Annotated in this window: 11 protein-coding genes; 8 read left to right on the top strand and 3 right to left on the bottom strand. The window is 65.2% G+C overall.

Going from position 1 to position 13,307, the window contains the following annotated elements; translation table 11 throughout:
- The first annotated feature begins 1 nt into the window (after nt 1).
- Both FHY18_RS07945 and FHY18_RS07940 read left to right on the top strand, forming a co-directional pair.
- Nucleotides 2-277, top strand: coding sequence for a DUF2798 domain-containing protein (locus FHY18_RS07945; protein ID WP_259153275.1), 276 nt, complete (start codon nt 2-4; stop codon nt 275-277).
- 356 nt (nt 278-633) lie between these two features.
- Complete coding sequence (locus FHY18_RS07940; protein ID WP_259153274.1) at nt 634-1,983, top strand: glycoside hydrolase family 16 protein; 1,350 nt, start codon at nt 634-636, stop codon at nt 1,981-1,983.
- A gap of 32 nt (nt 1,984-2,015) precedes the next feature.
- Here FHY18_RS07940 and FHY18_RS07935 read toward each other — a convergent pair whose 3' ends face one another.
- Entirely contained in the window at nt 2,016-2,384 is a 369-nt protein-coding gene (locus FHY18_RS07935; RefSeq protein ID WP_259153273.1) for a response regulator, read from the bottom strand.
- Nucleotides 2,377-3,540 (bottom strand): PAS domain-containing sensor histidine kinase, encoded by a 1,164-nt coding sequence (locus FHY18_RS07930; protein ID WP_259153272.1) that lies wholly within the window; start codon nt 3,538-3,540, stop codon nt 2,377-2,379. The genes FHY18_RS07935 and FHY18_RS07930 overlap by 8 nt, the downstream gene beginning before the upstream one ends.
- Before the next feature lie 158 nt (nt 3,541-3,698).
- Between FHY18_RS07930 and FHY18_RS07925 the strand changes: the two genes are divergently transcribed.
- The 6 genes from FHY18_RS07925 to trxC all read left to right on the top strand — a co-directional run bounded on the left by FHY18_RS07925 (nt 3,699) and on the right by trxC (nt 10,777).
- Complete coding sequence (locus tag FHY18_RS07925) at nt 3,699-6,869, top strand: response regulator (RefSeq protein ID WP_259153271.1); 3,171 nt, start codon at nt 3,699-3,701, stop codon at nt 6,867-6,869.
- On the top strand, nt 6,842-7,690 hold the full coding sequence (locus FHY18_RS07920) for a CheR family methyltransferase (RefSeq protein ID WP_259153270.1): 849 nt from the start codon (nt 6,842-6,844) through the stop codon (nt 7,688-7,690). Before FHY18_RS07925 ends, FHY18_RS07920 begins: the two co-directional genes overlap by 28 nt.
- Nucleotides 7,687-8,271: a chemotaxis protein CheB gene (locus tag FHY18_RS07915; protein WP_259153269.1), complete on the top strand. Its 585-nt coding sequence runs from the start codon at nt 7,687-7,689 to the stop codon at nt 8,269-8,271. The genes FHY18_RS07920 and FHY18_RS07915 overlap by 4 nt, the downstream gene beginning before the upstream one ends.
- Nucleotides 8,268-9,392 carry a hybrid sensor histidine kinase/response regulator gene (locus FHY18_RS07910; RefSeq protein ID WP_259153268.1) on the top strand — a complete coding sequence of 375 codons (1,125 nt, stop codon included), beginning with the start codon at nt 8,268-8,270 and terminating at the stop codon, nt 9,390-9,392. Before FHY18_RS07915 ends, FHY18_RS07910 begins: the two co-directional genes overlap by 4 nt.
- A 393-nt stretch (nt 9,393-9,785) precedes the next feature.
- Nucleotides 9,786-10,151, top strand: coding sequence for a DUF1428 domain-containing protein (locus tag FHY18_RS07905; protein ID WP_259153267.1), 366 nt, complete (start codon nt 9,786-9,788; stop codon nt 10,149-10,151).
- Between the two features lie 179 nt (nt 10,152-10,330).
- Nucleotides 10,331-10,777 carry a thioredoxin TrxC gene (gene trxC, locus FHY18_RS07900; protein WP_259153266.1) on the top strand — a complete coding sequence of 149 codons (447 nt, stop codon included), beginning with the start codon at nt 10,331-10,333 and terminating at the stop codon, nt 10,775-10,777.
- Between the two features lie 95 nt (nt 10,778-10,872).
- Here the strand turns inward: trxC and FHY18_RS07895 are convergent, their stop codons facing one another.
- Nucleotides 10,873-13,233, bottom strand: coding sequence for a TonB-dependent receptor (locus FHY18_RS07895; protein WP_259153265.1), 2,361 nt, complete (start codon nt 13,231-13,233; stop codon nt 10,873-10,875).
- Nucleotides 13,234-13,307: the final 74 nt, after the last annotated feature.

The following is a 13,307-nucleotide window of genomic DNA, read 5'->3' as shown; positions in this document are numbered from 1 at the left end:
CATGTCGTCATCCCCACCCCCATCCGCACTGGCGCGCCCACGCTGGAAGCTCGGCGTACGCGCCACGCCGTTCGTGTTTGCGTTTTACATGGCCGCGATCATGGCGCTGCTGATGTGCATCGTGATTACCGGCGCCAACACCGGCCTGGCGTCAGGGTTCGGGTGGCGCGTACTGGACGCCTACCGCATCGCAATGCCCACTGCGTTCTGCTGCGTGCTGGTGGTCCGGCCGCTGGTGGTCCGCCTGGTCGCGTGGACGGTGCATGCAGGGCATTGAGCAGCGCCGGCAATGCTGCTGGCGCCAGATGCATCAGACCCGGCGGATGGTCTGCGAGCGCGGCGCCCGGATGTGCTGAGCAGGCTCCATGCGTCCTCGACAAGCACCAGGCTTTGCTGGGTGTACGCAAGCGTACCGATGGAAGGGAGTACCAGCCCCGGGTAGTGCCGATCGCACCAGGCTGCTGCCGCGCAAGATGCAGCAGCCGACGTTTGCGACCGGCGTCATACCATTGATGGATTATTCCGGAATGAACACCACGAAACGGAATCAGATCGAACAATTGCTTTGACTCTGAACCAAGCGCTGCGCAGCGTCGCTACTCCACGGACACCGGTCCATCGTTGGAGATACGCATGAGCGTCGTACGCAGCGTCACCGTGCAGTTCGCTATTGTGCTGGGCCTCGCATTGACACCTTGCGTGCACGCGCAGACCCTGGTGTGGGAAGACAACTTCAACGGGCCATCCATCGACGGCACCAAGTGGACCTACGACGTCGGCAACGGGTGTCAGATCGGCTTGTGCGGCTGGGGCAATGGCGAAATGCAGTACTACACCAGTCGCCCAGACAACGCGCGCATCGAGAACGGCAGGCTGGTCATCCAAGCGCGCCGCGAAGCGTTCGGCGGCATGCCCTTCACCTCTGCGCGGCTCAAGACCGAAGGCCGCATGCACTTCAGATACGGAACGCTCGAAGCGCGCATCAAGACGCCGATCGTCGGCAACGGGCTATGGCCGGCCTACTGGATGCTGGGCACCATCGGCGTGTGGCCTGGGCGTGGCGAAATCGATCTGATGGAAGCCGGCATGGCCGCGGCGATCGCCAACGGCACCGCCAATCGCCGGATCGGTGCGGCCGTGCACTGGGACTACAACGGCTCGCAAGCCGACTACGACACCAGCTACACCAGCCCGGTGAATCTGCATGACGATTTCCATGTATATCGCATGACCTGGGACCCGCAGCTCATCCGCGTCTCGATCGACGGGCAGCAGTATTTCGAATTTGCGATTTCCAATATCGAAGGCGCCTCGTTGCATGAGTTCCATCAGCAGCAGTATCTGCTGCTCAATCTGGCAGTGGGTGGCACCTACACCGGGGTGACCTCACCGGCCGCAGTCACCGCGCCGCTACCGGGCAAGATGGAGGTCGACTACATCCGCCTGTACCAAAACCCCGGTTCGCAGCTGTATGTGGGCTCCCAACAGGCTACACCGGCCGGACGCTTTGGCGTGTTCACCGACCAGACCGATACCAGCGCGCGGCTGACCTTCGGCCAGGATGCCGAGCTGTATCTCTGGAACAACCTCACCCCGATCGCGCAGGCGCCGTTCGAAGGATCCAATGTCATGGCGTATCGCGCCAATGCGGGGGCATGGTATGGGCTGGGAATCCAGAGCGATTACCGCAATCTGGCCGCCTACGCCGGTGGTGCGCTCAAGCTGCAGCTAAAGACCACCACGGCATCGACATTCAAGATCGGCATCAACACCAGCTTCGGCGATAGCTGGGTGGATTTTGCGGCCGGCGGCAACCAGTACGGCCTGGTGCGCGATGGCGCCTGGCACGAAGTGAGCATTCCACTCAGTGCGTTCTACGACCTGGACCTGCAGGCGGTCAAACAGCCTTTCATGCTGGTGGCCGATCCGCCGGCAGCACCGGTGGAGATCGCCATCGACAAGGTCTATTACCAGAGCCGTTGAGCCGGCAGCGGACGCGCGCCCGCAGCCGGTGCTCAGGCGTTGGCCGGGATGCCCTTCAGCATGTCGATGAGCTGACGCAGGCGATAGGGCTTGGGCAGAAAATCCACCCCTGCCGGCAGCGGCGGCAACTGCGCCTTTGCAAAGCCCGATGCCAGGATGACGCGCGCCTGCGGCAACAATTGCGCCACCTGCTCGCTCAATTCGATTCCCGACATGCCGTTGGGCATGCGGATATCGCTGAACACCACATCGTAGGGGCCGCTGTTGCGCACCATGTGCAAGGCGCCTTGCGCATCGTCGGCGGTGTCGACGGTGATGCCGGCATCGCGCAGCGCCTCGCCGATCAACTCGCGCAGTTCTTCTTGATCTTCCACCATCAACAGGCGCAGGGATTCAGTCATGCTCGGCCTCCTCGATGGCCGGGAGAAACAGGGTGACGGTGGTGCCGCACCCAGGTGCGGTTTCCAGATCGACGAAGCCACCGGATTGGGACGCAAAGCCATACACCTGGCTCAATCCCAGGCCGGAACCCTTGCCGACATCCTTGGTGGTGAAAAACGGCTCGCTGGCGCGCTGCGCCACCTGTACCGACATGCCGGGGCCATTGTCGCGCACGGCGATGCTGACATAACTGCGCTGCGTCCCTTGCGAAGCTGACGGTGCAATACGTTGCTGCGCGGCGGTGATCACGGTGATGGCGCCACCGACCGGCATCGCGTCGCAGCTATTGAACACCAGATTGAGCAGCGCCGATTCCAGTTGGCTGGAGTCCACGCGCACATCCGGTAGCGCTTCGGCAAAGTCCAGCGACAGCGCGACTCCGGCCGGGCAGGCGCGGCGCAACAGCTCGAGCGTGCGCGTCACCAGCGCGTTGGCGGCATGCCGCTCCGGCACCAGGCGCTGCCCACGCGCGAAGGCCAGCAGCTGGCGGGTCAGCAAGGTGCCGCGATCCACCGCGGTCTGCGCCGCTTCCACCAGCATGCGCGTGCGCGCATCGTCGCCGGCGCGCAGCGCGATCAGATCCAGGCTGGTCACCATTACCGTCAGCAGGTTGTTGAAGTCGTGCGCCATGCCCAGCGTCAACCGGCCCAGCGCCTCGACTTTCTGCGAATGCAACAGCGCGTGCTGCGCCTGCTGCAACAGGCGTTGCGCCTCATGACGGTCGGTGACATCGCGGGTGATCTTGGCAAACCCGACCAGCACGCCGAATTCAAGCACCGGCTCTATCACCACGCTTGCCCAGAAGCGGCTGCCGTCCTTGCGTACGCGCCAGCCTTCGGCAGCAAGCCGCCCCTGGCGTTTGGCGATGTCCAGGTTCTGCATCGGCTCGTCGCGCTGCGCATCCTCGGGCAGGTAGAAGCGCGAAAAATGCGAACCGAGCACTTCGGCAGCGGAATAGCCCTTGATACGCTCACCGCCGGGATTCCAGCTACGCACGTAGCCGCCGGTGTCGAGCATATAGATCGCGTAGTCGGAGACGCTTTGCACCAACAGCTGGCACTGCCGGCTGTCGTGCGACAGCGGCCCGATGCTGCCGATGGCCGTTTCCGTCTCCATCGCGCGATGTTCCCCTGCAAAAGCGCGCGACCTTAGTGACGTTGCCGTGAAGGTTGCGTGCAAGCCAACCCGGCCGGAAAAGCGTCAAAAACCCGGCGATTGGCCCGTGAAACTTATCGGCTACCATGACCGCCCTCTCAAGTCGGTACGCGTGCCCCATGCAGAACATCTCGACCACACGCGACCGCTGGATCTGGGTCATCGCGGGGGCCTTGATGGCTGGCACGCTGGGCGTGGAGCTGGTCACGCCGCTGGGGTATGCGGTATGGCTGACCTACTTCGTGGCAGTGGGCGTGACGGTGTTCCAGAACCGCCCGCAGGCGCCACTGGTGGTGGGTGTGCTGTCGTGCGTGCTGCTGGCAATCGGTTTCCATCTGGCGCCGCCCAGCACCAATTCGAGCTTCTCGTCGATCAACCGCAGCATCGGTGGCGTCTCGTTTGTGGCGATGGCGCTGGTGGTGACGCAGGCGATCCGCGCGCGACGTCAGGCCGAGCTGGCGTTGTGGCTGCAGCAGGCAGAGAACACCGTCGAAGCGAGCCTGCGTGGCGATCAAAGCCCTGAGGATCTGTCCAATGCGGCGCTACGCGCCCTGTGCGACACCCTGGATGCGCAGGTCGGCGCACTGTACCGCGTGGAAGGCGAGCGGCTGCGGCTCACCGGCGGTGCGGCGCTGCCGGTCGACATGCCCAGAACGCTGCCCAGCAACGCCGGCCAATGGGGCGAGGTGTTGCAGCGTGGCACGGTGCGTCGCGTGCATGGCGTGGATGCGGGGCATCTGCAGATTGCCTCTGGCCTGGGCCAGAGCGCGTGCCAGGAGTTGCTGCTGGCCCCGGTGACCGCCGATGGCCGCGTGATCGGTCTGCTGGAGCTGGGCCGGGTCACCAGCGCGCAGACATCGGGCACGCGCGAGGAAGAAGTGCTGGCGCGTTGCGGCGAGAACATCGGCCTGGCGCTGCGCACCGCGCTGCTGCGCGCGCAGCTGGTGTCCCTGCTGGAAGAAACCCAGCGGCAGAGCGAGGAACTGCAGACGCAGCAGGAAGAGCTGCGCGTGGCCAACGAGGAACTGGAAGAACAAAGCCGCAGCCTGCAGCAGTCGCAAAGCGATCTGGAGCAGCAGCAGGCCGAGCTGGAACAGACCAATGTGCAGCTCGAGGAGCGCACCCAGGCACTGGAAGCCCAGAAGCAGGCGCTGCTGATCGCGCAAGGCCAACTGGTGCGCAATGGCAACGAACTGGCCACCGCCTCGCGCTACAAGTCGGAGTTCCTGGCCAACATGTCGCACGAGCTGCGTACCCCGCTCAACAGCGCGTTGATCCTGGCCAAGCTGCTCGCCGACAACAAGGACGGCACGCTCAGCGCAGATCAGGTGAAGTACGCGCAGGCGATCCTGTCGTCCAACAACGATCTGCTGGCGCTGATCAACGACATCCTGGACCTGTCCAAGATCGAAGCCGGGCATGTGGAACTGGCCGACGAAACCGTCGCTACCGACGCGGTGCTGCAACGCCTGCGCGACACCTTTGAACCGATGGCGCGGCAGAAGGGCTTGACCCTGGAGATCGGCGTTCAAGCCGCCGCACCGACGCAATTGGTGGTCGACAACCAGCGGCTGCAACAAATCCTCAAGAACCTGCTGGCCAACGCGATCAAGTTCACCGAGCGCGGCACGGTGAGCCTTTCGATCCAGGCGGGTGCACCGGGACGGGTGCTGTTCAAGGTCAACGACACCGGCATCGGCATTGCGCGTGAGCAGACCGATGTGATCTTCGAAGCGTTCCGTCAGGCCGACGGCAGCACACGACGTCGCTATGGCGGCACCGGCCTGGGCCTGTCGATCTCGCGCGATCTGGCACAGCGCATGGGCGGCAGCATCAGCGTGGACAGCGAACCCGGTCGCGGCAGTTGCTTCACCCTGGAATTGCCGACCGACGGCGCGCCGGCAGAAGGGATGAGCGCCACCGAGGCGAACGCGACGTCGCCATCGAGCGCGATCAACGCTACCGCGCCCCTGCATCAGCCCACCGGCACCGCAATGGCTGCGCGGCTTGGCGCACCCGGCAGCGCTGCACCCACGGCAGTGCCGCTGCCGATTCCTGCGCCCAGCGCTGCGCAACAGCAACGTGCGCAGGACGACCGCGATCAACGCACCCGCAGCGGTCGGCTGATCCTGGCGGTGGAAGACGACACCCGCTTTGCGCAGGCACTGGTGGACCTGGCGCATGAGATGGACTTCGATTGCGTGGTTGCCCCCAGCGCCGAAGAAGCGCTGCAGCTGGCCGCCGACTTGCGCCCCAGCGGCATCCTGCTCGACATCGGCTTGCCGGATGCCTCCGGCCTGAGCGTGCTCGAACGCCTCAAGCGCGACCCCGCGACCCGCCACATTCCGGTGCACGTGGTGTCGGCGCTGGAACGCAGCCAGATCGCATTGGAACTGGGCGCGGTGGGCTATCTGATCAAGCCGGCAACGCGCGAGTTGCTGGCCGGTGCGATCCGTCAACTGGAAGATACCAACGCGCGTGCGGTGCGCCGCCTGCTCATCGTCGAAGACGACAGCGCCCTGCGCGAAAACCTGCAGCTGCTGCTGGCGCGCGACCAATTGGAGATCGTTGCGGTGGGCAGCATTGCCGAGGCGATGGCGCAGCTGGCGGGCTCCACCTTCGACTGCATGGTCACCGACCTGGCATTGCCCGATGGAAGTGGCTACGACCTGCTCGAACGCATGGCCGGTAACGATGCGGTCGCGTTCCCGCCGGTGATCGTCTACACCGGGCGCGCACTGACGCGCGACGAAGAACAGCGCCTGCGCCGTTATTCCAAGAGCATCATCATCAAGGGCGTGCGCTCACCCGAACGCCTGCTGGACGAAGTGACGCTGTTTCTGCACAGCGTGGAAGCCTCGCTGCCCAGCGACCAGCAACGCCTGCTGCGCGAAGCGCGTCGCCGCGATGCGGTGCTCGACGGCGCCACCGTACTCCTGGCCGAAGACGATGTGCGCAACATCTTTGCGCTGTCCAGCGTGCTCGAACCGCTGGGTGTGACCCTGCAGATCGCACGCAATGGCCGCGAGGCGCTGGAGCGCCTGGCCGAGCGCGAGGTGGACCTGGTGTTGATGGACATCATGATGCCGGAGATGGATGGCATCACCGCGATGCGTCAGATCCGCGCCAATCGTCAGTGGCAGGATCTGCCCATCATCGCGCTGACCGCCAAGGCGATGGCCGACGACCGCGAGCGTTGCCTGGAGGCCGGTGCCAACGACTACATCGCCAAGCCCATCGACGTGGACAAGCTGGTGTCGCTGTGCCGGGTGTGGTGCTCGCGGCAATGAATCCAGTGGAACTGTTCGACCTGGAACTGCGTGTGCTGCTGGAAGCGGTGTACCAGCGCTACCACTACGATTTCCGTGACTACGCGGTGTCGTCGTTGCGGCGGCGCATGCGCCATGCCATGGCGCGCTTCGAGTGCGCACGCGTGGCCGATCTGCAGCACCGGCTGCTGCACGAACCCGACGCGTTTGCGCAGGCGATGCAGTTCTTCACCGTGCAGGTGTCGGAGATGTTTCGCGACCCGGCGTACTTCCGCGTGCTGCGCGAACATGCGGTACCGGTCCTGCGTACCTACCCGTCGATCAAACTGTGGGTGGCCGGCTGCAGCACCGGTGAAGAGGTCTGGTCGCTGGCAATCCTGCTGCACGAAGAAGGCCTGCTGGAAAAAGCCGTCATCTACGCCACCGACATCAATCCCGAAGCGTTGAACATGGCCGAAGCCGGTGCCTACGGCATCGATCGCATTGCCCAGTTCAGCCGCAACTATCTGGAGGCCGGCGGCCGCGGGTCGTTGTCGGACTACTACACCAGCGCCTACGACGGCGCGGTGTTCGATCGCCGCCTCAAGCGCAATATCGTCTTCGCCGATCACAGCCTGGCCACCGATACGGTGTTTTCCGAAGTGCATCTGGTGTCGTGCCGCAACGTGCTGATCTATTTCAACCGCACCCTGCAGGACCGTGCCGTGGGCCTGTTCTTCGATGCGCTGGTGCACCGCGGATTTCTTGGCCTGGGCAGCAAGGAATCGCTGCAATTCGGCGCGCATGCGCAGGCCTTTGAAACCTGCGCACGCGAACAACGGCTGTACCGGAAGGCCGCATGAGCAGCATGCCCGCGCCCCGGCGGTTCGATGCCATCGTGATCGGCGCATCCGCCGGTGGCGTGATGGCGCTGCAGGCGCTGCTGTCCCACCTGCCGGCAGATCTGCCGATGCCGGTACTGGTGGTGCTGCACATGCCGCGCGACCGCACCAGCCATCTGGCCGAGCTGATGGATGCGCGTTGCGCGCTGCCGGTGCGCGAGGCGGACGACAAGCAGCCATTGCGCACCGGCACCGTGACCATTGCCCCGCCCGATTATCACCTGCTGGTGGAAACCCGCGACAGCCTGGCGTTGTCGATGGATGCGCCGGTGCTGTTTTCGCGCCCGGCAATCGACCCCCTGTTCGAATCGGCCGCGGACGTGTTTGCCGAACGCCTGCTGGCGATCCTGCTCACCGGCGCCAGCAGCGATGGCAGTGCCGGCGTGGCCGCGGTGCGTGCAGCCGGCGGCACCGCCTGGATCCAGCGACCCGATGATGCCGCGTCTCCGCTGATGCCTGCCTCCGCCCTTGCCCACGCCGGTGCCGATGCGGTGCTGACCCTGCAGGCGATCTGCAGCCGACTGGAAGCCTTTCACCCATGAACCTCACCGCGACCGGTCTTGCCACACACCGCGACGAACCCGCCAAGCTCCTGATCGTGGACGATGTCCCGCAGAATCTGGTGGCGATGGAAGCGTTGCTGCAACGCGACAGCATCCAGGTGCTGTGCGCACCCTCCGGTGCGCACGCGCTGGAATTGCTGCTCGAGCACGATGTGGCGCTGGCCCTGCTCGATGTGCACATGCCGGAAATGGACGGTTTTTCGCTGGCGGAATTGATGCGCGGCTCGCAGCGCACCCGGCATGTGCCGATCATTTTCCTGACCGCCTCGCCGAACGATCCGATGCGCGCATTCCAGGGCTACGAAACCGGTGCAGTGGACTTTTTGCACAAGCCGATCGAGCCGCACGTGATCCTGAGCAAGGTCAACGTATTCATCGAGTTGTATCAGCAGCGCCGGCTGCTCAAGGCACGCAATGCCTCGTTGGAACGCGCGCTCGCGCTCAACGAAACCATGATGGCAGTGCTCACCCACGACCTGCGCACGCCGCTGTCGGTGATCCTGTTGTGCGCAGACAAATTGAGCCTGGACGTCGACGGCGAAGGCTCGGCGGCACGCACGCTCGAACACCTGGAAAACAGCGCCCGGCGCATGGCGCGCATGGTCGAGCAGCTGCTGGATTTCTCGCGCCTGCGCACTGACGGGCTGTCGATGCAGTTCGGCCCCTGCAATCTGGGCGAGGTGGCCCACAGCGTGGTCGGCGAGGTGGCGCAGGCCAACCCGCACACCGCCATCGACCTGCGCACCGAAGGCGACCTGGACGGCGACGGCGACGGCGACCGACTGGCGCAGGTGGTGTCCAACCTGGTCGGCAACGCCGTGCTGCATGGCGGCAGCCATCCGGTGCAGGTGCATCTGGATGGCCGCGAGCGCGACGTGCTGCGCCTGTCGGTCCGCAATGCCGGGCATATTCCCGACAGCCTGATGCCGCGCCTGTTCGAGCCGTTCAAGGCCAGCTTCCATGCCAGCCAGGGACTGGGGCTGGGGCTGTTCATTGCCGACCAGTTCGTCAGGGCGCACGGCGGGACGCTGCAGGCCCGCAACGAGGACGGGAATGTGGTGTTCGAAGCAAGACTGCGGCGGCACAACCTGGCTGCATGACCCGGCACGCGCCGGCCGCCAGGTAACGCACTGGCGCACCACGCCACGCTTGCAGCAGCGTTGCGCAGTGCGCCTTGCATCCCACGCGATGCCCGACACAGGCGTGTTGCGATAACCGCCCGTCAGGTAATCCAGCCTCGCAACCGCGCCTGGCGAGCTCATCGATTGTGGGTGGCCATCACCGCTAGGCCTTGAAGCACACAACCGGGCTCAACGCCTGCATCCTGGCGTCATGCGAGCACGAGCAGTGCCAGTTGCGGCAATGCACCGTATGCTCGCAGCCGATGCCCTGGCGCCATTGGCCCGAGCGCTGCGTTGCTGGTTCTTCGATCGCACCTAGATCTGTTCGTCATCATCAGGCGCACGCCGTGCGCCATGTCAGCGGAGGCGGTTATGTCGTATATCGATGGCTTTGTGCTTGCAGTGCCTGCAGCCAACAAGGATGCGTTTATCGAGCACGCCCGCATGGGCGACGCCGTGATCCTGGAATATGGCGCATTGCGTGTGGTGGAGTGCTGGGGCGACGATGTCCAGCGCGGTCAGTGGACTGACTTCCAGCGCGCGGTCGATGCCAGCGACGACGAGATCGTGGTGTTTTCTTGGATTGAATGGCCGGACAAGGCCACCCGCGATGCCGGCATGCGCAAGATGATGGAGGACCCGCGCATGGACCCGTCGGTCAACCCGATGCCCTTCGACGGCAAACGCATGATCTACGGCGGCTTTGTCCCGATCGTGACCCTTGGGCAATCGGCCTGAGCGAGGCAGCGCGCGTCTGCACGCGCGATCGCATGGCGGCCGCACGCCGTTGGTGCGGCCACCGGTCTGCGGGCCCAGCAGCGTCGGCCGCGGCCGCTACACTGGTGGCATGCAGCCGCAATCGCCGCCGGCGATGTCTGGCGTAGCGACGCGCTGCCTGCCCATCGGAGACCATACGCATGACCGACGCACCGCTTCTGATCGCCTGCCCGAACTGCGCTGCCATGAACCGCGTGGCGCACGCACGCCTGCACGATGCGCCCAACTGTGGCAGTTGCCATCGGCCGTTGTTTCTGGGGTCACCGGTGGCGTTGTCGGCGGCAGATTTCGACAAGCACGCCGTGCGCAGCGCGCTCCCGCTGGTGGTGGATTTCTGGGCACCGTGGTGCGCGCCGTGCCTGAGCATGGCACCGCAGTTTGCGGCCGCTGCCGCGACGCTGGAGCCGCAGGTGCGGCTGGCCAAGGTGGATACCGATCTGCATCCGGCGCTGGGCACGCGCTTTGGCATCCGCAGCATCCCGACCCTGCTGGTCATCCGCGGTGGACATGAGATCGGCCGTCATTCCGGCGCGGTGAGCAGCGCGCAGATCGTCAGCTGGGTGCGCTCGGTCCTGAGCCAAGGCTGAGATGACAAAGCCAGCGGCGCATCCACGCCGCTGGCTTGGCTGACACATCGGACAGGGCCGCGAGGGCTGCGCCGCGGCCTTGCCCCAGGCAGGCGTTACTGCCAGTTGACGTTGACCGACACGCCCACGATGCGCGGCTCGTTATAGACCGCCGCCATGTAGTTTTCGATCACACCCTTGACGTTCTTTTCGTTGGTGATGTTGCGCGCGAATGCCGCCACTTCCCACGCGCCATAACCACCGGTGTAGCCCAGCTTGAGGCCGCCTTCGAAGTTGCCGTCGGCGCGGAACTCGGTGGAGTCGTACAGCACGAAGCTGGTTTCGCCCTGCTTGTTCCAGTCGGTGGAAACGAAGAACGCGCCATCGTTGCCCATCGGGATGTCGTAGCGCGCGGCCAGGTTGAGGTTGTACTTGGGCGCGTTGGGCAGCGGGTTGCCGTCGATCTGCGCAAAGGTGTTGGCACCGACGCGGATGGTCGGGTCGTTGACCGTGCACACCACCACGCCATTGAGCGCGCAGGCCTGCGCAAACACGCGCCTGTCCTGGATTTCGCTGTGCAGCAGGCTCAGGCCGGCGGTCAGCGACAGGTTGGAGATCGGGCGCCAGTCCAGGTCCGCTTCCAGACCGTAGGCCTTGGCCTTGTCGGCATTGAACAGCACGCCGTTGCCGTCCGAATCGTTGCCGTTGAGCTGGATGTCGTCGACGGTGTAGGTGAAGCCGCTGACATTCAGGCGCAGCCGGTTGTCGAACAGGCTGCTCTTGATGCCGGCTTCCCAGGACAGGATGGTTTCCGAATCGGCGGTGGTGAAGTCCGAATTGAACACCGCGCTGCGGCCCTGGATGGTGGGGCCGCGGAAACCGCGTGCCACGCGTGCATACACGCTCAGGTCCGGGTTGAGTTCATACATCGCGCTCAGGTCCCAGCTGGGCTGGGTGTCGGACATGCGCACATCGCGACGGCCGCGATAGGTCACCGCACCGGCGGCGGTATCGGCGGTCTTGAGCAGGCAGGTCTCCTTGCTGTCCTTGGTCTGGCGCAGACCGGCGGTCAAGGTGAGCGCATCGGTGGCCTTGTAGCTGAGCTGACCGAAGCCGGCCCATGAGGTATTGGTGTTACGCAGCCGCACCCAGTTGTTGGGGTTGCGCGCGGCGGTGCGCAGGAAATACGCACGCTGATAGAAGTCGGTGGTGTCGCGGCCATCGAAGTAGAACGCGCCCACTTGCCATTGCAGTGCGTCGTCGCCTTCGCTGGCCAGACGCAGCTCCTGGGTGTATTGATCCAGGTCGCGGATCTGCCCCATCGACTGGCCGAAGCCGTTCGGCACGCCGTTGACCGGGTAATTGGCCGCCGCGCCGCCATCGGTATCGCCACGGCTGTAGCCGGAGGTGGTTTCGTAGGCGGTGATGGAGGTCAGCGACACGCCGCCGAAGTCGTAGATCGCCTTGATCGAGCCGCCATCGGTCTTGTAGGCCTGCGGGTTGTTGTTGGCCTCGTCGTAGGCCACGCGGTCGCGCGGCACGTCGACCTTGTCGCTGCCGCGCGTCACTGCATTGCGCAGGAACAACGTGGAGGTGCCGTCGTAGTCGCGGGTGTGCACCGAGCCCAGCAGCGAGAACGCATCGTTGGGCTTGAGCAGCACCTGCAGGCGCGCATTGCGGTCGTTGTAGCCGCCCATCGTGTCCTTGCGCGGGGTGCGCGTGCCATCGGCGCTGCTGCCGGCAAAGGTATTGTCCACCCAGTCGTCGCGGTGCTGGTACAGGGCCGACACGCGGAACGACAGCACATCGTTGATCGGCCCGCCAAAGCCGCCGTCCAGCGACATGGTGTTGTAGCTGCCGTAGCTGGCATCGACGCGACCGGTATAGGTGTCGCCCGGCTTGACCGTGTCGAACTTGACGATGCCGGCGGTGGTGTTGCGGCCGAACAGGGTGCCCTGCGGGCCGCGCAGCACTTCGACCTGATCCACGTCGTAGACGGGGTTGGACTTGAGCACCACGTGCTCCAGCACCACGTCGTCCTGGATGATGGACACCGGCTGCGACGCGCCGAGATAGAAGTCGATGTTGCCCAGGCCGCGGATATAGAAGCGCGGAAAGATGCGCCCAGTGGTGGTCTCGGCGTAGAAGCCCGGCACGCGGCCGGACAGCGCCAGCAAGGTGTCGTCGCCGCCGGCGGTGTACTGCCGCATCGCCGCGCCCTGCACCACGCCCACCGACACCGGCACCTCCTGCAGGTTCTGCTCGCGGTGCTCGGCGGTGACGGTGACCGCGTCCAGCGCGGTGGGGCTGCCCTCGCCCTGGCTGGCCGGCGCCTGCTGGGCCGATGCGGCAGCGGCCATCGAAGCGAGCAGCAGACCGGCGCAGGCGCGTGCCAGCGGCGTGCGTTGCGGTGCACGTGCATACAGATGCGCAACAGCGGACGTCAGCGACGGAGAGACAGACGAGTACAACGACATGCGGGTTGATCCTTGGATGAAGACGCGAAGATGAGTCCGTGCGGCACGGGCCTGCCAGCAGGAGGCGCAGCATG

Origin of the sequence: Xanthomonas sp. 3793, from assembly GCF_024806835.1 — a bacterium.
GTDB lineage: Bacteria > Pseudomonadota > Gammaproteobacteria > Xanthomonadales > Xanthomonadaceae > Xanthomonas > Xanthomonas arboricola_F.
This window is presented reverse-complemented; position numbering and strand designations above follow the sequence as displayed.